The following is a 21,495-nucleotide window of genomic DNA, read 5'->3' as shown; positions in this document are numbered from 1 at the left end:
GGAGACGAAGCATGCCGCAGCATGAGGAGCAGCCGATCTTTCAGATGTCGGGCATGTCCAAAAGCTACGGCGGCGCGGTTGCGCTCGATCATGCGGACCTCGAGGTGCGGAAGGGCCGCATCCACGCGATCCTCGGCGAGAACGGCGCGGGCAAGTCGACGCTGCTGAAGGTGATGTCCGGCGTCGTGCAGCCGGACGAGGGAACCATGCACCTCGATGGCCGTCCGGTCTCGTTCGCCTCGCCCGCCGAGGCGAACGCGTCCGGCATCGTCTGCGTGTATCAGGAGCTGTCGCTGATCCCCGACCTCAGCGTGGCGGACAACATCTTCGCGTCGAACCCGCCGCGCCGCTTCGGCATGATCGACCGCCGGGCCCAGCGCCGTCAGGCCGAAGCGGCGCTGGACCGCGCGGGCGCCGCCGACATCAATCCGCTCGCGAAAGTCCGCGACCTGCCGCTGTCTCGCCAGCAGATGGTCGAGCTCGCCAAGGGGCTGGCGCACGCGCCGCGCATCCTGATCCTCGACGAGGCCACCTCGGCCCTGACCGCGGCCGATGTCGCGCGCGTCATCGACGTGCTCAAGCGCCTGCGCGAAGAGGGGCTCGCCCTGCTCTTTATCTCGCACCGCATGCACGAGGTGAAGGCGCTCGCGGACGAATGCACGGTCTACCGGAACGGTCGCCATGTGATGAGCTTCGAGGCAGGCACGCGCACCGACAACGAAGTCGTCGAAATGATGATCGGGCGGAAGTATCAGCATGCATTTCCGGCCAAACCCGCGGATAAGCCCATCGATAACCTGGTAGACAACCCCAACGGCGTCTCCGCCGCCAAGCCCGTGCTTGTCTGTCGCGATCTGACGTGGAGCGACACGCTGCAGGGCATCAGCTTCTCGTTGAAGCGCGGCGAAATCCTCGGTCTCGGCGGACTCGACGGGCAAGGCCAGCGCGAACTGCTGCTCGCGCTATTCGGCGTATTGCGCGGTTGCGCAGGCAAGATCGAGATCGACGGCAAACCCGTCTCGATCGCGAGCCCCGTGGCCGCGCGCGCCAACAACGTCGGCATGGCGCTGATTCCGGAGGACCGCAAGACCGAAGGCCTGATGCTGCCGATGTCGGTGCGCGAGAACCTGTCGTTTGCCGCGCTCGATCGCATGTCCAGCGCGGGCGTGATCGATCGGGACCGCCAGCAGTCGCTGGTCGACCGCATGATGGAGCTGCTCGCGATCAAGTCGTTCAGCGTCGACGCGGCCGTCGGTTCGCTGTCCGGCGGCAACCAGCAGAAGGTGGTGATCGCGAAGTGGCTGATCCGGCAGCCGCGCATTCTGCTCCTCAGCGATCCGACGCGCGGCATCGACGTCGGCACCAAGCAGGAAATCTATCAACTGCTGCGGCGCCTCGCCGACGAAGGCGCCGCGATCCTGTTCTATTCGACCGACTACGACGAGCTGATCGGTTGCTGCGACCGCGTGCTCGTGCTGTACGAAGGCAGGATCAAGAAGGAACTGGCCGGGCCCGAGATCACCGAACAGAACCTGATCGCCAGCGCACTGGACCTGCCTGTCGCACAGGTTTCGCCTTCCACGGGAGTCGCGCGATGAGCGGACTGCGTTACTGGTATGCGGAAAATCGCGGGACGACGTTCGCGTTCGCGCTGTTCGTGCTGATGTTCGCGATTTACCTCTTCAACTATCCGTCGACGTTATCCGCGAACGTGTTCCAGACGGCGGCGAACAAGGCGGTGCTGCTCGCGCTGGTGTCGATGGGCCAGGCGCTCGTCGTGCTCACGGCCGGCATCGACCTGTCGATCGGCATGATGCTCGTGCTGACCAATTGCGTCGGATCGTGGATCGTCACCGGAGACGCGCTGCACAGCGCGCTTGGCATCGTGGGCGTGCTCGCCACCGGCGCGCTGTGCGGCGCGCTCAACGGCGTCATCATCATTTTCGGGCGTTTGCAGCCGATCGTGACGACGATCGCGACGGGCGCCGTCTACTACGGGCTCGCACTGCTGCTGCGTCCCGTGCCCGGCGGATCGATCAACGAGGACCTCGCCGACGCCCTGACCGGCAAAGTGGCCGGCCTCGTACCGGCGAGTCTGCTGATCCTGCTCGCGGCGGTCGTGATCGTCTGGATTCCTTTCAAACGTTCGACGGTCGGGCGCGCGGCGTACGCGACCGGCTCGTCCGAATCCGCGGCCTTCCTGTCCGGCATGCCGATCCAGCGCGCGAAATTCGTCAGCTATACGTTAGCCGGCGTGCTCGCGGCGATTGGCGGTCTCTTTCTCACGTTTTTCACCGATACGGGCGAAGCGAGTCTCGGCAGCGCCAACTCCTACACGCTGTTTTCAATCGCCGCCGTCGTGATCGGCGGCGTCTCCCTGCTCGGTGGCCGGGGCAGCGCGATCGGCGCGATCTTCGGCGCATTCGCGTTCCGCTCGATCGGCGACCTGCTGTTCGTGTTCAACGTCGACGCGCTATGGCAGCCGCTGTTCCAGGGCGTGATTCTTCTGCTCGCGGTCGCGATCGGCGCATGCGGGCTGTTCAGGGTGCGCAACCGACTGGAATGGTTCCAATGAGCAACGTTTCCGCAACGAGGCGGCACACGTTCGTGTCCAGACTCACGCGCAAGATCGACCGGCCGATCGTCATCGCATTCGCGTGCATCGTGGCGCTTGTGCTCGTCGGCGGGATGTTTTCGCGGAACTTCACGTCACCCGAATACATCCTGCTGCAGCTGAAGGTCGGCGCGTTCCTCGGCATTATCGCGACCGGGCTGATGATGGTGATCCTGCTCGGCCACATCGACCTGTCGCTGCCATGGACCATTACGGTCGGAGCGATGATGGCGTGCGCCGTCGCGGGGCACGGCGACACCGGGCGGCTCCTCGCGATTCCGGCCGGGATCGGTTGCGGCGTGCTGATCGGCGTCGTCAACGGCATTCTCGTCGCGCTGCTGCGCATTCCGTCAATGATCGCCACGCTCGCGACCAATGCGGTCGCGCAGGGCATCATGATCGTCTACACGGGCGGATCGTCGCCGCAGGATTCCGCACCCGAGGTCATGCGCTGGCTCGCGGCGGGCTGGCTCGTACCGGGCGTGCCGAACGCCGTCGCGCTGTGGGTGGTGATCGGCGGTGCCACGATGTTTCTGCTGTCGCGCACGACCTTCGGCCGCACGCTGTACGCGATCGGCAATACCGAGCGCGCGGCCTATCTTTCCGGCATCAATACGCGCCTTGTCACCGTCGCCGCGTTCGCCGTGTGCAGCGGATTTGCCGCGTTCGGCGGCGTGCTGCTCGCGGGCTATGCGTCGAAGGCGGCGCAGTCGATGGGCGATGCCTATCTGCTGCCGGCGATCGCGGCCGTGGTGCTCGGCGGCACGTCGATTCTCGGTGGCCGCGGTTCGTACCTCGGCACCGTGGCCGGCGCGATTCTGATCACGCTGCTGCAATCGATTCTCTCGGTCGCGCAGATGCCCGAGGCGGGACGTCAGATTATCTACGGCGTCGTGATCGCGGCGATGCTGCTGCTGTACGGACGCAGCAAGCGGGAAGCGTAGCTTCCGAGGACTTGCGTTGTAGCCTTCGAAGCCTTCGGCGTCAGCCCGGACGCGCGCTCAGATATGCCGCGACCGCCTCGGTCAGCGGGAGCCCGCGCAATTCTTCCGGCGACACCAGGCGCGCGCCGACAATCTCACGATTATCGAGCCGCAATTCCGGCATGCGATCAAGGTGCAGTTCGAAGAAATACACCTGGTCTCTTCGCCCATCCCATACACCGCTGGCGTTGCCTGCGGGGATCAGCTGGGGCGAAGACAAGCCGATCTCCTCCTCCATTTCGCGCCGCGCCGCTGCATCAGGCGTTTCACCGGGGTGGAGACTGCCGCCGGGAAAATTCCATTCGGCGCGATACGACGACTTCACCAGCAACACGTCACGCCCGACGTAGATCGCGACCAGCGCGCCCTCATGGCGAGGCCGCCGGATATGCCACCAGACGCGAGCGCAACGGAATCCGACCCGCAACACCACACGCCAGATCCAGTCGACAAGCGTATCGGGCCGCGTTCGCTCAAGGCTCGGCATGCGTTTTCCTCACGCGAAGAGATCGAGCTGGCGCGGATCGTCCGCGTCCGCCGGTTTTGGCTCGGCGCCGATGCCCTGCTCCACCGCGGCAGGCTTCGATTCGATGCGGAAGAATGCCGGATCGACGCCCGCGTTCTGCGCGGCCCGCAGCCAGCTCGGCATATCGCCCTGCCCGTTCCATTCGTTGCCGCGCGCGTCGCGGTAAAGCGGCGGATAACGGCGATCTTCCGCGATCGAAGCCGCCAATGCCTCAGTGGTAATGCCGAATTCTTCCATCCGACGACGCAGCCAGAGGATCAGGCGATCACGTGCCTCGTCGTCAACAATCCTTGTTTTCATAGCTCTCTTGCCTGTATCGATCGCCCTAATCCTGCAACCCGCGCACATTGCGATACGAAATCTCGCTCGACACAATCCGCACGCGATACTCCACCGGCTTGTCCTTGAAGGTATAAGCGGTGCGCTCGATGCGCAGCACCGGCGCCCCGACGTCGATATTCAAACCATCCGCGATTTTCTCGTCGGCAACCGCGCCGCGCAGATCTTCGACCACTCGCACCACCGAAATACCGAAGTGATCCTGATAGAAGCCATAGATCGATCCGCGCCGCGCGGCGAAAGTCTGCACGTCGAGATTCGGAAACACGTCGAGCGGGAACCACAAATGATCGAGCATCAGCGGCGTATCGTCGCGCAGCCGCAGATTCTCGACGCTCGCGATTCGCGAGCCGCGTTCGACCTTCAATAGCTCGGCGAGTTCAGCCGTCGCGCGTTCCTTGTTAAAGCGCAGCAGACGCGCCGACACCGTGACCGCGTCGCCGTTTTCGTCGACGAAATTAAAGAAGTGGTCGAACTGATGGTTTTCGCCGAAGCGCGCGACGATGGTGCCCCGCCCCGCGCGCCGGATCAAAAGCCGCTCCGCGACCAGTTCCTCGACCGCGCGCCGGATCGTGCCGATGCCCACGCCGAACGATTCGGCCAGCTGCGGCTCGGTTGGAATCTTGTCGCCCACCGCCCATTCGCCCGTGCGCAGCCGTTCGAGAATCCCCGCCCGAACGATTTCATAAAGTGGCTGTTCGCCCGAGTTGCGAATGACTGGCATCGGTTGAAAATAAAAGCGGCTGAAAATGGCTGATTGTGACCCGAGCGTGACCTGAGCACGACCCGCGGGCCCGATTTATCGACGCGGACGGTGCGAAGGCGGCACTCATGGTCGGCCGGCGACTTCCGCGCCCTTGCCCGCGAATCTGCGAAAGGATACAGGAACGCGCCCTTTTACGACGCAACCGGCGTCCCGCTTTAGGTGTTTTCCCGCAAATTATCGTTAACAATCGAATCATTCGAATGATTCGATTGACGCGGCCTGGTGTGCGTCCTAGACTGCCTCACACCGCGCGCTTCCTGCGCGCCATTTACGAGGAGCCGACCCCATGCCCAATTTCATCAAACACATTGCTTTCAAGGTAGAAGACGTCGAAAAAGAGCGTGCGTTCTACGAGAACGTATTCGGTTACCGGCACGTCAACACGGTGCTGCGCAAGGGCAAAAGCGGCGATCACGTATCGCATCACCTGACCGACGGCTATATGGACCTCACGCTGATCCATTACGAATCGTCGAACGCGGACGAAGCCGACTTCGCCGGTCCCGCACCGTGCATCCATCATATCGGCATGGAAGTGGAAGACCTCGACGCGTTTATCGAACAGATCAAGGCCAACGGCGGCGAAATCCTTACCGCGCCCGGTCATTTGCCTGTCAAGTTCCGCTCGCCGAATGGCCCGGTCGCCGAAGTCGTGCCGATGAAGCGCTGGGAAAAGGAAACGCTCGCAGCGGGCGTGCACGGCGCCGTGCTGGAATAAGCCGGGCGCGCCGGCCCGCGCGCGCATTCCCAGCATCGATACGGCGCAGCCGGCGCACCGCCCCGCGGAAAAACCACGGGGCCCCAGAGTTGCAGCAACCCATGTCGCGCCGCGGCGCACGCTGCCATTCCGATGGCGCGAGCCCGCGAGCGACGGCACAGGCAGTCGCAACCGCGCCGACTCGCACGGCGCGCGCATGGAGAGAGACAATGGCATCGGCTCAGCCGCGCAGACGGTTTTCCGCCACCACTGGCGTCCTGATCGTGTTGTGCATCATGTCGTATCTGATGTACGTCGATCGCACGAATATTTCCACGGCGGCGCTCGCAATCCGCCACGATCTCAAACTCAACAATTCGCAACTCGGCATCGTGTTCGCCGCGTTCGCCATGACATACGCGATCGCGATGATTCCGGGCGGCGTGATCGCCGATCGGCTCGGCTCGCGCAAGATGCTCGCGATCTGCGGCCTGCTATGGGGCTTCGGCACGCTGCTGACCGGTCTGGCCGGCAGCTTCACGATGGTCCTGCTCGCGCGCTTTATCGTCGGACTCGGTGAAAGCCCGATCGTGCCGACCTCCGCGCGCGCCATGACCGCATGGATGAAACCCGATCAGCGCGGCTTCGCCCAGGGTATTACGCACGCGTGCGCCCGCCTCGGCAATGCCTCGACGCCGATCGTGGTCGCCGCGCTGATCACGGCGTTTTCATGGCACATCGCGTTCGTCGTGCTCGGTGTCGCGAGCCTCGCGTGGGTCGTGCTTTGGGTCTGGTACTACCGCGACAATCCGGCCGACCATCCGGCCATCACGCCCGACGAGCTCGCGCGTCTGCCGGTCAAAGCGAGCAAGGTGCGCGTGCCGATGCGCTGGGGACCGCTGTTGCGCGCACTGTGGCCGGCTACGCTCGTGAGCTTCTGCCACGGCTGGATTCTGTGGTTCTTCCTGAACTGGATGCCGTCGTTTTTCGCGCAGAACTACCACTTGAACATCAAGCATTCGGCGCTATTCAGCTCGGGCATTTTTCTGAGCGGCGTGGTCGGCACAACGCTCGGCGGCACGCTCAGCGACCTGCTGCTCAAGCGCACCGGCAATATCCGCCGCGCGCGCCAGACGATGATCACCATCGGCTTTCTTGGCCCAATCGTGTTTTTCATTCCGATGTTCCTGCATCCGTCGCCGAACCTCGCGGCGCTCTCGCTCGCGGCCGCCCTGTTCCTCTCGGAACTGGTCACGGCGCCGCTGTGGGCCGTCGCAATGGATCTCGCGCCGAATCATGCGGCGACCTCGAGCAGCATCATGAATACCGGCCTTGGCATAGCCGCATCCGTCTCGCCGCCGATCGTCGGCTGGCTTGTCGATGCAACGCATTCGTGGCAACCGGTGTTCGCGCTGTCGATCGTTTGTCTTCTGCTCGGACCGATCGCCGCGAACTGGATACGACCGGATCGCCCCTACCTCGGAGAATCGCTCGACGAACGGCAGGACTCCCGTTCAGGGTCGTTCGCAGCGCAAAGGAGCGCAACGTAAATGTCGGAAAGCACTACTGCAACTTCGAAATCCGCTGTGCAGCACGCATCGGGCGCATCGGCCGCGTCAGTCCCGGCTGAGCAGCACAAGATCACGGCCGAAGTGGCGAGCTTCGTCGCCGGCGTCACCTACGCAGACCTGCCACCGGAACTGGTGGAACTGGGCAAGATGCATATCCTCGATGCCCTGGGGCTCGCCGTTGCCGGGCAGCGGGCGGAAACCGGCCCCGTGGTTCAACGGTATCTGGGCGAGCTGGGCGTGCTGAGAGGATCGTCGAGCGTGTTCGGCACAAACCTGCAGGCGCCGCCGCGATTCGCCGCCTTCGCCAACGGCGTCGCGATTCATGCCGACGATTTCGACGACACGCAACTGGCCGTGGCCAAGGACCGCGTCTACGGACTGCTCACGCATCCGACCGTCACGGCCGTGCCCGCGGCGCTCGCGATGGCCGAAGCGCTCGGCAAGTCGGGACGCGACTTCATGCTCGCGTATCACGTCGGCCTCGAAGTCGAGACCAAGATTTGCGAAGCGATTGCGCCGCGCTCGTACGAGAGCGGCTTTCACTCGACCGGTTTCTGCGGCGTCTTCGCTTCGGCGGCGGCAGCGGGCAAGATGCGCGGCTTCGACGCGCGCACGCTATGCAACGTGCTAGGCATTGCGGGCGCTCAGGCGTCCGGCCTGCGCGAGAATTTCGGCACGATGACCAAGCCGTTTCAAGCCGGACATGCGGCCGAATGCGGCGTCACCGCGGCCGACCTCGCCGCGTTGGGATGGACGGCTGCGGAGAACATTCTGGAAGCGAAACGCGGCTTCTTTACGGCTTATGGCGGCGGCTGGAATCCTCAGGCAACCGAAGGAAAGTTCGGCAAACCATGGTCGCTGCTAACGCCTGGCGTGTCGATCAAACCGTTCCCCACCGGGTCGCTGACGCATCCGGCCATGGATGCCATGCTCGAACTCATCGAGACGCATCGGATCGAGGCGGCCGATGTTGAGCAGGTGCGCGTCGGCACGAACCGGCAGATGCTCAACACGCTGATTCACCACCATCCGAAGACCGGACTGCAGGGCAAATTCAGCATGGAGTACTGCATGGCGGTGCTTCTGGTCAGGCGCCGCGCGGCACTGGGCGAGTTCGAGGACGAAGTGGTCAATCTGCCTGAATTGCAGGAAATGCTCCGGCGCGTGGACTTCTACAACAATCCGGAGGCGGATGCGGCCGGCGCGGACAAGATGCGGTCGTATGTCGACGTCAAGCTTAAGGACGGACGCGTATTCTCGGCGCAGAACGATTTCGCCAAAGGCAGCCCGCAAAAGCCGATGTCGTTCGACGACGCCGTGCAGAAGTTCCACGGCTGCACCGACTTTGCGGGGCTGTCCAGCAGCAAGGCCGACCGGATTATTGCCACCGTGCGGCGCCTCGAAACCGTCGACAGCATGAGCACGGTTTTCAAAGGCCTGTTCGACTAAGTAACGATCAGGCTAGCTAGCTAGTTCCAGCTAGCCAGTATCGCTATGCGTGGCGTGGGCAGACACATCGAAACGTAACTGCGCAAAACCGCGCGCCACGCTCACTCCTTGGGCTCGATATTCGGATTGAGCCTGAAGAAGTTCGTCGGATCGTATTTCGCCTTGATCTGGGCGAGCCGTTCATGGTTGCTGCCGAACGCTGCCCGGACCTCGGTCGCACTTTCATCGCCAAGAAAGTTCACGAGGCACGTCTTCGCCGAATGCGGCCGCAATGCGCTCGCAAAGTCGCGCACCCAGCTGATATTGCAATTGCTGTCTTTCGGTTCGATCCATTTGGCTTCGATCGCAACGTTGAAGCCCGCATCGCGGTGCGGGTAAGCCGTATCCGCGACGCCGATATTGCGCACCGCGCCGTCGAAAATCTGCAGCAGAACGATGCTCAACGGCGACTCGGCCCGATTGCTTTGCTCGACGATAAGCTCGATCACGTCATCGCTGAGTTCCTTCACGAACGTCGAGCGCCAGTAATTGTTAATGCCTTCCGGATTGGCCTGATCGGCAAGCCTCTGCATGTCGGGAAACGGCATCGACTGCACCGCCGAAAAGAGCGGCGTGACGATTTCGCGCAGCGGTCTCGTCACGCGCTCGCCGTCACTTTCGGTTCCGCAGTAGCACATCATCAACGCGACCGCGGGCTTGCCGTCCGGTGTCGACATCAGGCCCGCGTAAGCGGTCAGTTCATCGGGTGCGTGCGCCATGAAGTTGCGATAGGAGCGCAGCACCTTCACCGCGTCTTCGCGCGGATAGGCAACGAAGCCGCCGTACACCTTCGAGACCGGATGAGCGCGAAAAGTCAGCGAAGACACGATCCCGAAGTTTCCCGCACCGCCTCGAATCGCCCAGAACAGATCCGCATGCTGGGTTTGATGCGCGGTCAGCATCTCGCCTTGCGCTGTGACGATTTCGCACGACAGCAGGCTGTCACACGCCAAACCATACCGACGCGACAGCCAGCCGCATCCGCCGCCCAGCGTGAGCCCCGCGACGCCGATCTTCGACACGACGCCGGTCGGCACCGCGAGCCCGAACCGATGCGTCGCGCGATCGAGGTCTTCGAGCAGGGCCCCGCCCTGCACGACCACGGTCGGCGTGTCTTCGTCGACCATCACCTGCTTCATCGGCGACAGGTCGATCACGAGCCCGTCGTCGCACAACGCATGGCCGGCCACATTGTGCCCGCCGCCCTTCACCGCCACGGCAAGGTCGTTTTCACGCGCGAACTTCACCGCCTGAGCGATCTCGTAAGTCGATGAGCACTGCACGATAAGACCGGGCGATTTCGAGATTCTCCTGTTCCATATATCTCGTGCCGCGTCATAAGCGGGCGTATCCGGATAAAAGACTTTACCGGCAAAGCCCTCGATAAATTTGCTCATGATGGCGGGAGCGACGCTCGATCCATCGCGCTTCTTAAGACTTGCCATGTGCACCCTCTGTTTTTCACTGCCCGTTGAATGAGAAAAGCATCGCGAGGCAATGCAATATCCTCGAAAACCTTCGATGGCATCGTAGTTCAAGGATTGAATTCACCTGGCACACAAGCGAATGCAGCATTGCCCAGGCGAAAATGGTAAGCCATGCACTTTAATTAAGGCAGATGGCAAGTCGTTCTATTTATATATATTGCAATGCTAAATTGTTATGGCTAGTTCTTAGGAACTATAAAAGCAAAACGTTAAAGCTATCCCGCCATTTTATTGAAGTCTTTTCCTGAGTCTTATTGGCCGACCACGCGCGGAATTTCGGCAACGAGATAATCGAGCAGCGCGCGCACGGAGGGCAACTGGTTCTGTCCATACGGCACGAGCGCGGTCAGACTGGCGTCGCCCGCGGTCCAGTCGGGCAGCACGCGCACAAGATGACCTTGCTCGAGTTCCGCCCGGCAGACATAGCCCGGCAAGGCCACAATGCCGAGACCGCCGACCGCCGCATCCTTCAGCGTCAACATGCAGTCGGTCATCAGTACCGGTTCGACCCGCAGCGTCTGGATTTCGCCCTCGCGATGCCGCAGCGTCCACTGGAACGGCACGCCCTCGCGAATCATGAAAAGCGCCGGCCGATGCAGCAGATCGTCTGGCCGCACGATCGGGTCCGACGCTTCGAGGTACTGCGGGCTGCAAAACAGCATCCACGGCGTAGGCGCAAGCGGCCGTTGAATCAGGTTCGAGTCCTGTAACGGCATCGAGTGCGCACGGACCGCAACATCGAAGCCTTCGGCGACGATGTCGACTTCCGCATCGGACGTACGCTGGAACAGGCGTATCTGCGGATACTGCCGGCCGAACTCCGGCAGCAGTTTGCTCATCACGAATTGCGAGGTGGCGACCGCCACCGAGATGCGCACGAGGCCGCTGGGCACGGTCATGCGCTGCCGCACCGCACACTCGGCCGCCTGCGCCTGCTGCAGCATCAGACGGGCGCGGCGGTAAAACTCAGCGCCGATGTCGGTCACCGCGAACTGCCGCGACGTGCGGTTGATGAGGCGTGCTCCCAACTGGCCTTCCAGCTGGTTGATCCGGTAGCTGATGGTCGATTTGGGCAGTGCGAGCGCGCGAGCGGCCGCGGTAATGCTCTTATGGTCGACAACCTGCACAAAGTAGTACACGTCGTTCAGATCCAACATTGATCGCTTTCCTTAGTGGGCATCGAGGGAAGCGTCCATCGGGCTGGATGGCGCGTATTTATGATGCATATCTTACCTGTCATTTCATGCTGAATCGTTGTACAGACAATTGGACGCTGCGTTCAACGCCTATGCGGCCAGTGTATTAACCGGTTGAAAAGCGCGAAAGACCGGCCCGGCAGCGATCTTCCAGAATCCTGCACGCACCTTCCGGCGCGGCAACCTTGCTTAATGCGGCGAGCCGGCCAACCATCCGTGTTCCACGGAACGAAAGGTGACGACCATGGCTCAGGCCCGTACCCGCATGACCCGCGACAATACCGCCGTCCTGCTGATCGACCATCAGGTCGGCCTTTTCACGGGCGTGCGCGATATCGGCGTCGGCGAGCTCAAGCACAACGTCGTCGGTCTCGCCAAAGCCGCCAGGGCGCTCGGGCTGCCCGTCATCGCGGTGACGACCGCGCGCGACAGCATGTGGGGCCCGACGATCCCGGAACTGCGCGCGGTGCTCGGCGACGATGCGATCCTCGACCGCTCGACCGTCAACGCGTGGGACGAGCCGCGCTTCGTCGACAAGGTGAAGGCGGCCGGCCGCGATCATCTGATTATCGCGGGCCTCAGTTTCGAAGTCTGCGCGTCGCTGCCCGCCATTTCGGCCCGCGAAGAAGGCTTCCAGCCCGTGGTGGCGCTCGACGCCTGCGGCACCTTCAGCAGCTACAAGCACGAAGCCGGCTTGGCGCGCCTGATCGCGCTGGGCATCGAGGTGTCCGACTACGCGACCACCATGGTCGAAATCATGGCCGACAACGCCGATCCGAAAGCGGCCGAAGTCTACTCAGCGCTCGACATGCCGTTCGCCACGCTGATGGGCCAGGTCGCGCAGGGCTACGCGAGATAAGCGCCGCGTACCACAGGATCGGCGCACCGCTTCGCCGAGTCCATTGCCTGTCGTGTATTCGCTGTTCGCGCTGTTCGATGAGGCCTCCATGTTGCAGATCGACACCACGCTTCCGATCGACGTCTTTGCCCTGTCGCAGGCCGATTACGACGCCGCGCCCGAAGTCCATCGCGCGTTCCGGCGAACCTGGGCGGGGGTGCAGGCCGGCATATCGCCGCGCGTCGTCTACGATGCCTTCTTCGCGCTGACGCCGCCCGCCTGGGGCGTGTCGCTGCATCCTTCCACGGACCCTGCCGTGCCCGGCTGGGTTTGCGTGCCCGAGGACCGGCTCGACGATCAGGCGCTGCTCTATCTGCATGGCGGCGCATACACGATGGGCACCGCGCCCGCTTATCGCGGCTTCGCGAGCCAGATCGCCATGCGCGCGCGGCGGACCACCTTTATCCTCGAATATCCGCTCGCGCCGGAGACCGCCTTGCCCGCGGCACTCGACCTCGCGGCCGCCGCCGTCGAGCGCCTGTCGTTCTTTTATCGCAAAGTCGGCGTAGTGGGCGATTCGGCGGGCGGCGGACTCACGCTGGCCACCCTCGCGCAAACCGCGAGGCCGTCGGCCGCAGTCGTGTTTTCCCCGTGGACCGATCTCTCCTTGAGCGGGGCGAGCATTCGCGACCGCGCCTCCAGCGATCTGCTGCTCGAGGAAAACGCGCTGCGCGCGGCGGCAGCCGGATATCTGCGGTTCGCCACGCCGGACGACCCGCGCGCCTCACCGTTGTTCGGCATTCCGGATCGCCTGCCGCCGCTACTCATCCAGGTCGGCTCCGAAGAAATTCTCTACGACGACGCGCTGCGTTACGCGAAAGAAGCGCATGCACGAGGGCATGACGTGACGCTGCAGGAATGGTCGGGCATGCAACACGTCTTCCAGCAAAGCGTCGCGGAACTCGAGGCGGCGAGGCACGCGCTCGATCACACGGCGGCCTTCCTCAGCAAGCATATGGACCATCGTTGATCGCGCCATGTTCTCCTTGCGCAATCTGACATTCGAACATCTCCTCGTCTACATGGCGGTGATCGAAACGGGCTCGCTGACGCGGGCCGCGAAGCGCCTGTCCGTCGGCAAGTCGGTGGTCAGCAAAAGCATCCAGCGGCTCGAACTCGAGCTTGGCGCCAGCCTGATCGTCAGAACCACGCGGCGCATCAGCGTCACGGAAGCGGGCGCCTTGTTTTTCGAGGCCTGCCGCGAAATGACGCGCCTCGCAGACGAAGCCGTTTCCACCGTCAGTCCTGCGGCGCATGCGCTGCGCGGCACCTTGAGGGTCGCCTCTTCGGTCGAATACAGCGCGACCGTCATTGCGCCGGTGCTGGCGCGTCTGCGCAGCGACCATACGGATCTGTGCATCGAAATGATGTCGGGCGATCACTATATCGACCTCGTTGCGGAAGGAGTCGACGTGGCGATCCGCGTGGGCGAACTGATGGACTCGAGCCACCGCGCGCTGCGCATCGACGAGGTGTCGAAGTGGCTTGTCGCCAGCCCCGATTTCCTGCGGCGCAATACGCTGCCGGCCGACATCGGCGCTGCGGCGAACGTGCCATTTGTGGCTCTTTCGGTGCTGCCGAATCCGTCGCGCTACCATCTGATTCGCACCGCCGGGCAGGATTCGCTCGAGATCGACTTCGACGTGTGCCTGATCGCGGACACGATGTACGCATGCCGCGCGGCAGCCAGAAACGGCGCCGGCATCGCGCTATTGTCCGATTTCACCGTGCAGGCCGATATCGACGCAGGGCGGCTTGTGCGTGTCTATAACGACTGGTCGAGCGCGGCACTGCCGGTGCATGCGCTCTTTCCGCCGGGCAAGCACACGCCGCCGAAAGTGCGAGCCTTCGTCGATTCGCTCAAAGCCCACATCAAAACCCGCGCTGGCGCCGCCTGAGGTAACTCGTCGGCGTGTGGCCGGGCCGTTTGCCCTCGTCGCGCGCGGCGCCCTCGCCCGCGCCCGGTCTCGATGCCGCCTGCAAATGGCCGTTGCGCAGCAGAATTGTCGTGGGCACCTCGGCGAACGGCTCGTGCCGCGCGCCCGGATGCAAGCGTAACCAGCTGCCGGCCGGATACCGGTCGACTGCGTTCCTTAGCTCTCCGCTCAATACGAAGATCTCTTCGCCATTCGAATGGCCGTGATCGATCGTACGCGCGCCGGGCTCCCAGGCCACCATGCTGACGATATGCCCGTGATTCGATAGCGGCGCCACACGCATCTGCGGATTGCGTCCATCGCGCCATGCGCGGCTCGCCGCGCCGGAAACAGTCGGCTTGCAGTGCGAACCCGATGCCTCCCGATACACGAAGAGGCGCGCGCCGCCCTGCCCTGCGTGCACGACGCCCGCACCGCACTGAACCAGAAAATCGTCGTAGTGCAGCCGCTGACCGTTGACCTCGACATTGCCGCGCAGCACATACAGGTCGTGACGCCAGCCCGCGTCGAGCGTGTAAGTTTCCGCTGCGCCGATCTCGACGATGCCGGTCCAAAGCGCATCGCCCGGATCCGTGAGATGCGCGACCGCTCCGGCTTTCGGCGACGCCGCATTCATATCGGTCCAGCCGCGTTCAATCAGATCGTGTTGCATGATGTCTCCTTCACTCACGGAGCGATTATCCGCAATATCGCCTTTTAACATAAGTGCACGCAGTGGCGATTCACAATCCGCGATTCGCGGACAATCCTTGCCGCCAGGCACTATTTACTGTCCGGATGGCGCGTGCAAGCGCATCCGCTAATCATCCAGATTCATGTACACAGCTTCCCGATTCATAGCCTTGCTTTGTCCAATGCGCGGACTAACCATGCGGTCGTCACAGAAGTGACTTCGGAACACTGCTTTGGAATAGCGTGGATGCAAGGAGTAGCAACAATGGAAACATGGCCGACAGACGCAAAAGACGATAATGCCGAAGGCGGATCGCCGACGGTCTTTGTCGTGGACGATGATTCCTCGGTGCGCACGGCGCTCGATTCCCTGCTGCGCTCGGTCGGCGTTCAGGTTCAATCGTTCTGTTCGCCTGATGAATTTCTCAAGTCGGAGATCCCCGAAGAAGTACCGGGCTGTATTGTTCTCGATGTGCGCTTTCCGGGGCAAAGCGGCTTTCACCTGCAAAGCGAGATCAACAGGATGGAGTTCCCGATTCCGATTGTCTTTCTGACCGGCTATGCCGACACCAAGATGACGGTCAAGGCGATGAAGGCGGGCGCGATCGACTTTCTGAACAAGCCGTTTCGCGAAGAAGACATGCTCGACGCTATCGCGCAGGCGATCAATTGCCATCGCGAGCGCTTGAACATGGCGAAGAACGTGAAGCAGGTGCGCGTGCGCTACGATCTGTTGACGCCGCGCGAGCGCGAGGTTTTTGCGTATGTGGCGGCGGGCCTCCTGAACAAGCAGATCGCGAAAGAGCTCGATATCAGCGAATACACGGTCAAGATCCACCGCAAGAACGCGATGGAAAAGATGGGCGCCACAAACGTCGTGGACCTGATCCATCAGGCGATGACCTTAGGGCTTCCGATTCATACCGCGCAGCCTAAAGCAACGCCAGGTCGCGACAAGCTGCTGTGCGAGGCCGGTAACGGGAAGGAATATGACTGCGCGCTAGAGTAGCAACGTGCGCTGAGCGGCGGAACCCGCAGCACGCGTGACGTGCCGTTTCAATCAGTGCGCTGTTAGACCAAACGAATAGTGCCGCAAAGGGACGCTATTGGGCGCGGTGCGCTGCGTCTGCGTCGCCGCCCTGGAAGTCGGTCGGGCTTCGTCCATACTGCTTCTTGAACGCTCTGCTGAAGTGCGCGGCACTGACGAAGCCGCACTGCCACGCGACGTCGCTGACACGAAGCGCGGCGCCGCCGCTCGTCAAGATCCGCTTCGCGCGCTCGAGCCGTTGCTGCAACACGTAACGCATGACCGACGACCCATCGCGTTCGAAAAGCCTTGTCAGATAGCGGCGCGAAATTCCGAGGGAGTTGGCCACCGTGTCGGGGTCGAGGTTCTCGTTGCCGACGTTACGTTCGATAAACCGTTTGACCTTGCGCAACATGACGTCCGAACTCAGCACGCGTTTGGGCGCCGTCAGATCGTCGGAAATGATCTCCATCAGATCGGTCAGATGCTCGGCCACCAGCGTGCGGCCGTACGAGCTGCACTGCTCGCCGTATGCCGTCGCGCCCGCGAGCAGCGATTTGAGCAACGTGACGTCGGGCGACGCCGGGTTCGGTACGAACATCTGATGGCTGGATAGCACTTTACCGCGCTTCTCGAGCGACGCCTTCGACACCCGCAACGTCATTCCACGCGAATTGCGGCCCGAGGTCTGCGTATAGCTGATGCTCGGATCGAACAGCAGCAGCGAACCTGCGGTGAGCGTGGCGGCCGCGCCGTCCTGCTCCAGTTCGATCACACCGCTCTCGATCAGAAAGATGACAAGCGTATTCCTGCGCCAGTTGTCGACGCCCGGCCCCGGTTTCCAGGTCCACTGCTGACCGGACAGATCCGCTACTTCGAATCTTAGGTCACCCATGAACCATGAGGTGGCGAGCAGCTGGTGCCCCACGCCGCAATCGAACGCGCATTCCATGCTCCAGTCCCTGCTCACGAAATCGCGCCATTCCTCCTCGGTCTGGATGTGCTTGTTTCTCAGTGCTTCTGTGGCGAAATGCATCATATTCGTTACAGGCCTTCGTCTTTCACTTCCCATCCACGGCTTTATGCAGCGATCAATCATCCACGAACAGCCTGATTTGTAGAAGGACGAATATGTATAGTCGGAAAGGATCGTTCGCTTTCCGAAACCTTCATTCGTTCAAGGGATAGCGCCCTGTTCGATCGAGGGCTGCTTTTGCTGCTGGCTTTAAAAAAATGCCGCGCAGCGGCGCGCTCACATAGACCCTCACATGGCCGCTGGAACCATTACGTGTGCTCGCGGCCACGACGCTATGTGGATTCCCCGATAGAGTCGTTTCATGAGATTTTTCTTAGGCATACCAAGTTAACGATTTTATGCAGACCATTTCGTTTATCGCGAACGGCAAATGGCGTTAGAGCGCTAACTTCTAAAATCCGTGCCTGCTTGCATGAGTTGACCGAGCCGCATCCTCGCCCTGGCGGGAAGCGCTTCCGATCCCCAGACCTCGAGCGCGGCAGCGCACCGGGCGACCTGATCCTGATGAAGATCGTCGCATAGCGTTGGGTCCGTCAGCACGCGCTGCGAGATCTTTATCGCACCGGCAAGACACGCGCTTTCGTTGCTCAGTTTGCCTAGCGCCTGCAGACAATTCACGATGTGTTTCACCGTCAGCCGATCGCAAAGGGACATGTCCGACGCGAGCCGCCTTGCCAGTTGTACGGCCCCTTTGCGGCACATGTCGTCGTCGTTCCAGCTTGCCAACGCGCCGAGGCAGACCGCCACATGCCTTCCGTTGAGGTGATGCCGCAACGGACCATCTTCCGCAATACGCCTTGCGAGCCGTATTCCAGCAGTGCGGCATACATCGTCATCGCACCATCTGGCAAGCGCGCTCAGACAGTTAGCGACGCGCGCGCCATTGAGCTGCCGCACGAGCGCTTCGTCCGTTGCAAGGCGTGCCGCCAGTTGTTTCACGGCGTCGAGACCCATGCTCGTGCTGTCCCATTTGCCTAGCGCATTGAGACACTGGGCGACCGCGTGGCCGTTAAGGCCGTCGACCAGACCCTTGTCGTCGACGATCCGTCTGGCCAGACGCATGCCGGCTTCCGCGCATGCGGACGCTTCGTGCCATCGGGCCAGCGCGCCGAGACAGGCAACAACCTCGTGCCGGTTCAGCGCATCGCATAGCTGCGGTTCGGCCGCAATCCTCCTCGCAAGCCGTTCGCCCGCTGCACGGCACACGGGTTCGCGATCCCATCGCGCCAGTGCATCGAGACACTGGGCGACACGTTGCGCGTCCAGCAGCAGGCCTGGCCGTTCTTCATAGGCGAGGCGCGCAGACAGCGCGAGCCCTGCCTTATGGAAAACATCGTTCTTGTCCCACTTCGCTAGCGCATGCAAACAATCCGCCAGCTGTTGCGCGCTTAGCGCATCGCGTAACGACTGATCGAGTTCAAGCCTTCCGGCAAACGCTAAGGCCTCTTTGGGCAATGCTTCTCTAACATCGAGACGGCTTAATTTTCTTAAGGAAGTTTGAACATCGTGGCTGTCGGGTTTATCGAATCGTGTCGCAATGAATTCATGCGATTCACGATACGTGTGCGTTTCACAAAAACTTGCGCTACGCGCATCGGCTTGATGTAAAGCCACTTTTTGAAGCAGGCTTCCGTCGCCATTCATCTGAACCTCTACCGGGGGTCACGGCGGACATATCTTGTGCCAACGTCTTTAGCGGCGTTTGCCTTCTATTCCACATTCTCTTGACCTGGCGGGCCAGCGGGGTCTTCAGGCCTTAATCAATTCGCGGTCCTGCCGTCAACGCGGCTGAGGCGGCCAGCCATGCACGAGTGTCACGCCGATCTCGACGTTTCGACGATTCACGACTTAACCTTCTACGGAGAACCACATGTCTCTCACGATTAACACCAATATCCCCTCGCTGGTCGTTCAAGGGAACATGAACGCATCCAACAGCGAGTTGCAACAGGCGATCACGCGTCTATCGTCGGGCAAACGTATCAACAGTGCGGCGGATGACGCAGCTGGCCTCGCCATTTCGGAGTCGATGCAAACCCAGATCAACGGGCTGACCCAGGGTGTGCAGAACGCGAACAACGGTGTGTCGATGGTGCAAACGACCAACACGGCCCTCGCGCAGATCACGTCGAGCCTGCAGCGTATCCGCGCGCTCGCCGGCGAAGCGGCGGGCGGCACGCTGACCGAGCAAAATCAGGCCGCGTTGCAACAGGAAGTGACGCAGCAGATCTCTGAAGTGAACCGCATCGCTTCGCAAACGCAGTTCAACGGCATCCGCCTCATGGATGGCTCGGCAGGCGTGATTCAGGTGCAGGTTGGCGCGAACGTCGGCCAGACGGTTTCGCTCGATCTAAGCCAGGGCGTCTCGGCAGCATCGCTTGGCGGTGGGTTCGTGCAGGCCGGTAATACGCTTGGCACGATCACGGGCCTGAACCTGAACGCGGACGGCACGGAAGCGAGCGGCGCGGGCGCGATCACGTCGATCAACATCGTCTCGAACGGCAACGGCGGCTTCACCTTCACCGACCAGAACGGCGCCGCGATCTCCTCGACCGCGTCCACCGCCCTGTTCACCGCGACGGCAACCAACGGTCTCTCGACACTGTCGCTCGGCACCGGCAGCGCGCTCTCGCCGGCCGTTGAAATGGCCGAAATTACGAGCGCCGCTGCCGCCGGTACCGGCGCAGCCGACGGCACGGTGTTCGGTGTCATCTCAGGCATCAATGTCAATGCGACAACGGGCCGCGATGCGGTTGCCGGCGACAGCGGTACGATCACTTCCGTCACCGTCGAAGCCGACGGCAGCGGCGGCCTCAAGTTCATCGACCAGCACGGCAACCGGCTCTCATCGACCGCGCAGACGGCACTGTTCTCCGGCGCGTCCGGCAATCTGGGGTTCGCTAATGCGCCGACCAGCGCGATCGGTTCCGCTTCCTCGGGCGCCCAGCCCGCGGGCAGCGTCCTGGCGGGCGTGAACACGCTGAACCAGCCGACTGCCGTATCGCAGATCGACATTACGAGCGTGCAAGGCGCCAACAACGCACTGAACTCGATCGATAATGCGCTTGCCACGATATCGAATATTCAGGCATCGATGGGCGCCACGCAGAACCGCTTCGAGGCGATCGCGCAATCGCAGCAAAACGAATCGACTGATCTCACCAGCGCCCAGTCGCAGATCACGGACACGGACTTCGCCTCCACGACAGCCGATCTGAGCCGCGCGCAAGTGCTGCAGCAAGCCGATATCTCCGTGTTGGCGCAAGCGAATGCGGATCCCCAAAAGGTCCTCAAGCTGCTGCAATAAGCTGGAAAAGCAACACGGGAGCGGACCCAGTTCCGCTCCCGCTTCCCTACGAATATCTTCCCGGGCCGCTCGAAACCTCAACAAGCGGCGGCTCCACCTCATTCACGCACTCACATCCGGTCGGCCTGACGACACCAGTAATCAAAGGTGCCCTTCACGATCGACGGCTTGAGCAGATAATCGTGCGCCTCCGCCGCCAGTTCATCCGATACCGGCGTGATCGGACCGAACACGCGCGCACGCACCTGCATGCGGGCCGCACGTTCGAGATACACGGCCAGATACGCGGCTTCCTCGATATAGGCGCCCGTCGTCAACTGCCCATGATGCGCGAGCAGAATGGTCCGCTTGTCGCCAAGTGCTTCCGAAATCGCCACGCCTTCCTGATCCGCGATCGGCACGCCGGGCCAGTCGGCGAGAAACGCGCAGTCGTTGTGGAGCGGCGTCATATCCATTTGCGAAATCACAAGCGGCTGACGCGCGGCCACAAGCGCCGACACATAGGGCGAATGCGTGTGAATGATCGCGTTGGTCTGCGGACGCGCGTCGTACACCCACAGATGAAAACGCGTGGCCGGATTCGCCATGCCTTTGCCGCTGATCGTATTCAGATCGGCGTCGACTTCGATAAAGTCGTCGGGCGTCGCTTCATCGAAACCCAGACCGAACCGCAACGTCCAGTAGCAACGCCGCTTGTCCGAGCGCGCGGTGATCTGCCCGGCAAGCCCGGCTTCCTGCCCGGTCATCGCGAGGATCCGGCACGCGTACGCGAGCGTTTCCTGTAGCGTGCGCGCCTTCGGCTTCAGGTTCTGATTCATCTCCTGCGTCGCGCGCTCATCGAAATACTGCTTTTCTCTCAATTGCATCGGATGCCTCCATCTGCGCCAACAAAAAACGACATACGCGGTTGCGCGCACCGGTCTTCGGCTCGACGCCGGCATGCAGCGCATT

Annotated in this window: 20 protein-coding genes; 11 read left to right on the top strand and 9 right to left on the bottom strand. The window is 62.3% G+C overall.

The annotated features are described in order from the left end of the window. Nucleotides 1-11: 11 nt before the first annotated feature. From KZJ38_RS31585 to KZJ38_RS31575, 3 genes are read left to right on the top strand one after another with little or no spacing between them, the layout of a single operon-like run. Nucleotides 12-1,598 carry a sugar ABC transporter ATP-binding protein gene (locus tag KZJ38_RS31585; protein WP_219800983.1) on the top strand — a complete coding sequence of 529 codons (1,587 nt, stop codon included), beginning with the start codon at nucleotides 12-14 and terminating at the stop codon, nucleotides 1,596-1,598. Further along, nucleotides 1,595-2,575 carry an ABC transporter permease gene (locus KZJ38_RS31580; protein WP_219800982.1) on the top strand — a complete coding sequence of 327 codons (981 nt, stop codon included), beginning with the start codon at nucleotides 1,595-1,597 and terminating at the stop codon, nucleotides 2,573-2,575. The genes KZJ38_RS31585 and KZJ38_RS31580 overlap by 4 nt, the downstream gene beginning before the upstream one ends. Next, nucleotides 2,572-3,558: an ABC transporter permease gene (locus KZJ38_RS31575; protein ID WP_219800981.1), complete on the top strand. Its 987-nt coding sequence runs from the start codon at nucleotides 2,572-2,574 to the stop codon at nucleotides 3,556-3,558. Before KZJ38_RS31580 ends, KZJ38_RS31575 begins: the two co-directional genes overlap by 4 nt. A 40-nt stretch (nucleotides 3,559-3,598) precedes the next feature. Here KZJ38_RS31575 and KZJ38_RS31570 read toward each other — a convergent pair whose 3' ends face one another. From KZJ38_RS31570 to KZJ38_RS31560, 3 genes are read right to left on the bottom strand one after another with little or no spacing between them, the layout of a single operon-like run. Beyond that, nucleotides 3,599-4,084, bottom strand: a complete 486-nt coding sequence (locus tag KZJ38_RS31570) for an NUDIX domain-containing protein (RefSeq protein WP_219800980.1) — start codon at nucleotides 4,082-4,084, stop codon at nucleotides 3,599-3,601. 9 nt (nucleotides 4,085-4,093) lie between these two features. Next, nucleotides 4,094-4,423, bottom strand: a complete 330-nt coding sequence (locus KZJ38_RS31565; protein WP_219800979.1) for an H-NS family nucleoid-associated regulatory protein — start codon at nucleotides 4,421-4,423, stop codon at nucleotides 4,094-4,096. A gap of 25 nt (nucleotides 4,424-4,448) precedes the next feature. Then, on the bottom strand, nucleotides 4,449-5,186 hold the full coding sequence (locus KZJ38_RS31560) for a GntR family transcriptional regulator (protein WP_219800978.1): 738 nt from the start codon (nucleotides 5,184-5,186) through the stop codon (nucleotides 4,449-4,451). Nucleotides 5,187-5,514: 328 nt separating this feature from the next. Between KZJ38_RS31560 and KZJ38_RS31555 the strand changes: the two genes are divergently transcribed. The 3 genes from KZJ38_RS31555 to KZJ38_RS31545 all read left to right on the top strand — a co-directional run bounded on the left by KZJ38_RS31555 (nucleotide 5,515) and on the right by KZJ38_RS31545 (nucleotide 8,945). Further along, nucleotides 5,515-5,946 carry a VOC family protein gene (locus tag KZJ38_RS31555; protein WP_219800977.1) on the top strand — a complete coding sequence of 144 codons (432 nt, stop codon included), beginning with the start codon at nucleotides 5,515-5,517 and terminating at the stop codon, nucleotides 5,944-5,946. Between the two features lie 209 nt (nucleotides 5,947-6,155). After that, the gene (locus KZJ38_RS31550; protein WP_219800976.1) at nucleotides 6,156-7,475 is read left to right on the top strand and encodes an MFS transporter; all 1,320 of its coding nucleotides are present in this window, start codon (nucleotides 6,156-6,158) and stop codon (nucleotides 7,473-7,475) included. Continuing rightward, the gene (locus KZJ38_RS31545; RefSeq protein ID WP_219800975.1) at nucleotides 7,476-8,945 is read left to right on the top strand and encodes an MmgE/PrpD family protein; all 1,470 of its coding nucleotides are present in this window, start codon (nucleotides 7,476-7,478) and stop codon (nucleotides 8,943-8,945) included. It begins immediately after the preceding gene. A 101-nt stretch (nucleotides 8,946-9,046) separates the two neighbouring features. Here KZJ38_RS31545 and KZJ38_RS31540 read toward each other — a convergent pair whose 3' ends face one another. After that, nucleotides 9,047-10,429, bottom strand: a complete 1,383-nt coding sequence (locus tag KZJ38_RS31540; protein WP_219803740.1) for an FAD-binding oxidoreductase — start codon at nucleotides 10,427-10,429, stop codon at nucleotides 9,047-9,049. Nucleotides 10,430-10,722: 293 nt separating this feature from the next. Beyond that, the gene (locus KZJ38_RS31535) at nucleotides 10,723-11,628 is read right to left on the bottom strand and encodes a LysR substrate-binding domain-containing protein (protein ID WP_219800974.1); all 906 of its coding nucleotides are present in this window, start codon (nucleotides 11,626-11,628) and stop codon (nucleotides 10,723-10,725) included. A 283-nt stretch (nucleotides 11,629-11,911) separates the two neighbouring features. Here KZJ38_RS31535 and KZJ38_RS31530 point away from each other — a divergent pair, with 283 nt between their 5' ends. The 3 genes from KZJ38_RS31530 (at nucleotide 11,912) to KZJ38_RS31520 (ending at nucleotide 14,463) form a co-directional block, all read left to right on the top strand. Continuing rightward, nucleotides 11,912-12,526: an isochorismatase family protein gene (locus tag KZJ38_RS31530; RefSeq protein ID WP_219800973.1), complete on the top strand. Its 615-nt coding sequence runs from the start codon at nucleotides 11,912-11,914 to the stop codon at nucleotides 12,524-12,526. Nucleotides 12,527-12,614: 88 nt separating this feature from the next. After that, complete coding sequence (locus KZJ38_RS31525; protein ID WP_219800972.1) at nucleotides 12,615-13,535, top strand: alpha/beta hydrolase fold domain-containing protein; 921 nt, start codon at nucleotides 12,615-12,617, stop codon at nucleotides 13,533-13,535. 7 nt (nucleotides 13,536-13,542) lie between these two features. After that, the gene (locus KZJ38_RS31520; protein ID WP_219800971.1) at nucleotides 13,543-14,463 is read left to right on the top strand and encodes a LysR family transcriptional regulator; all 921 of its coding nucleotides are present in this window, start codon (nucleotides 13,543-13,545) and stop codon (nucleotides 14,461-14,463) included. Here the strand turns inward: KZJ38_RS31520 and KZJ38_RS31515 are convergent. After that, a complete protein-coding gene (locus tag KZJ38_RS31515; RefSeq protein ID WP_219800970.1) occupies nucleotides 14,438-15,154 on the bottom strand; it encodes a cupin domain-containing protein in 717 nt (238 codons plus the stop codon). The two genes, KZJ38_RS31520 and KZJ38_RS31515, sit on opposite strands and share 26 nt — an antisense overlap. 285 nt (nucleotides 15,155-15,439) lie before the next feature. Here KZJ38_RS31515 and KZJ38_RS31510 point away from each other — a divergent pair, with 285 nt between their 5' ends. Next, nucleotides 15,440-16,183: a response regulator transcription factor gene (locus KZJ38_RS31510; protein ID WP_219800969.1), complete on the top strand. Its 744-nt coding sequence runs from the start codon at nucleotides 15,440-15,442 to the stop codon at nucleotides 16,181-16,183. A gap of 94 nt (nucleotides 16,184-16,277) precedes the next feature. Here the strand turns inward: KZJ38_RS31510 and KZJ38_RS31505 are convergent, their stop codons facing one another. Together KZJ38_RS31505 and KZJ38_RS31500 are read right to left on the bottom strand one after the other, a co-directional pair. Continuing rightward, entirely contained in the window at nucleotides 16,278-17,240 is a 963-nt protein-coding gene (locus KZJ38_RS31505) for a helix-turn-helix domain-containing protein (protein ID WP_219800968.1), read from the bottom strand. 381 nt (nucleotides 17,241-17,621) lie between these two features. After that, nucleotides 17,622-18,602: a hypothetical protein gene (locus KZJ38_RS31500; RefSeq protein ID WP_219800967.1), complete on the bottom strand. Its 981-nt coding sequence runs from the start codon at nucleotides 18,600-18,602 to the stop codon at nucleotides 17,622-17,624. A 505-nt stretch (nucleotides 18,603-19,107) separates the two neighbouring features. Here KZJ38_RS31500 and KZJ38_RS31495 point away from each other — a divergent pair. Then, complete coding sequence (locus KZJ38_RS31495; RefSeq protein WP_219800966.1) at nucleotides 19,108-20,544, top strand: flagellin N-terminal helical domain-containing protein; 1,437 nt, start codon at nucleotides 19,108-19,110, stop codon at nucleotides 20,542-20,544. 110 nt (nucleotides 20,545-20,654) lie between these two features. Here KZJ38_RS31495 and KZJ38_RS31490 read toward each other — a convergent pair whose 3' ends face one another. After that, entirely contained in the window at nucleotides 20,655-21,410 is a 756-nt protein-coding gene (locus tag KZJ38_RS31490; RefSeq protein ID WP_219800965.1) for an aldolase, read from the bottom strand. Nucleotides 21,411-21,495: the final 85 nt, after the last annotated feature.

Source organism: Paraburkholderia edwinii, assembly GCF_019428685.1.
Lineage (GTDB): Bacteria > Pseudomonadota > Gammaproteobacteria > Burkholderiales > Burkholderiaceae > Paraburkholderia > Paraburkholderia edwinii.
The sequence above is the reverse complement of the archived record's forward strand: the minus strand, read 5'-3'. Positions and strand labels throughout refer to the sequence as shown.

What these genes read in the sequence shown, in the direction of transcription:
- KZJ38_RS31535 (WP_219800974.1), bottom strand. Translation starts at nt 11,628, where the DNA reads ATGTTGGATCTGAACGACGTGTACTACTTTGTGCAGGTTGTCGACCAT.
- KZJ38_RS31585 (WP_219800983.1), top strand. Translation starts at nt 12, where the DNA reads ATGCCGCAGCATGAGGAGCAGCCGATCTTTCAGATGTCGGGCATGTCC.
- KZJ38_RS31515 (WP_219800970.1), bottom strand. Translation starts at nt 15,154, where the DNA reads ATGCAACACGATCTGATTGAACGCGGCTGGACCGATATGAATGCGGCG.
- KZJ38_RS31580 (WP_219800982.1), top strand. Translation starts at nt 1,595, where the DNA reads ATGAGCGGACTGCGTTACTGGTATGCGGAAAATCGCGGGACGACGTTC.
- KZJ38_RS31565 (WP_219800979.1), bottom strand. Translation starts at nt 4,423, where the DNA reads ATGAAAACAAGGATTGTTGACGACGAGGCACGTGATCGCCTGATCCTC.
- KZJ38_RS31530 (WP_219800973.1), top strand. Translation starts at nt 11,912, where the DNA reads ATGGCTCAGGCCCGTACCCGCATGACCCGCGACAATACCGCCGTCCTG.
- KZJ38_RS31525 (WP_219800972.1), top strand. Translation starts at nt 12,615, where the DNA reads ATGTTGCAGATCGACACCACGCTTCCGATCGACGTCTTTGCCCTGTCG.
- KZJ38_RS31495 (WP_219800966.1), top strand. Translation starts at nt 19,108, where the DNA reads ATGTCTCTCACGATTAACACCAATATCCCCTCGCTGGTCGTTCAAGGG.
- KZJ38_RS31540 (WP_219803740.1), bottom strand. Translation starts at nt 10,429, where the DNA reads ATGGCAAGTCTTAAGAAGCGCGATGGATCGAGCGTCGCTCCCGCCATC.
- KZJ38_RS31505 (WP_219800968.1), bottom strand. Translation starts at nt 17,240, where the DNA reads ATGATGCATTTCGCCACAGAAGCACTGAGAAACAAGCACATCCAGACC.
- KZJ38_RS31570 (WP_219800980.1), bottom strand. Translation starts at nt 4,084, where the DNA reads ATGCCGAGCCTTGAGCGAACGCGGCCCGATACGCTTGTCGACTGGATC.
- KZJ38_RS31555 (WP_219800977.1), top strand. Translation starts at nt 5,515, where the DNA reads ATGCCCAATTTCATCAAACACATTGCTTTCAAGGTAGAAGACGTCGAA.
- KZJ38_RS31560 (WP_219800978.1), bottom strand. Translation starts at nt 5,186, where the DNA reads ATGCCAGTCATTCGCAACTCGGGCGAACAGCCACTTTATGAAATCGTT.
- KZJ38_RS31550 (WP_219800976.1), top strand. Translation starts at nt 6,156, where the DNA reads ATGGCATCGGCTCAGCCGCGCAGACGGTTTTCCGCCACCACTGGCGTC.
- KZJ38_RS31575 (WP_219800981.1), top strand. Translation starts at nt 2,572, where the DNA reads ATGAGCAACGTTTCCGCAACGAGGCGGCACACGTTCGTGTCCAGACTC.
- KZJ38_RS31490 (WP_219800965.1), bottom strand. Translation starts at nt 21,410, where the DNA reads ATGCAATTGAGAGAAAAGCAGTATTTCGATGAGCGCGCGACGCAGGAG.
- KZJ38_RS31520 (WP_219800971.1), top strand. Translation starts at nt 13,543, where the DNA reads ATGTTCTCCTTGCGCAATCTGACATTCGAACATCTCCTCGTCTACATG.
- KZJ38_RS31510 (WP_219800969.1), top strand. Translation starts at nt 15,440, where the DNA reads ATGGAAACATGGCCGACAGACGCAAAAGACGATAATGCCGAAGGCGGA.
- KZJ38_RS31545 (WP_219800975.1), top strand. Translation starts at nt 7,476, where the DNA reads ATGTCGGAAAGCACTACTGCAACTTCGAAATCCGCTGTGCAGCACGCA.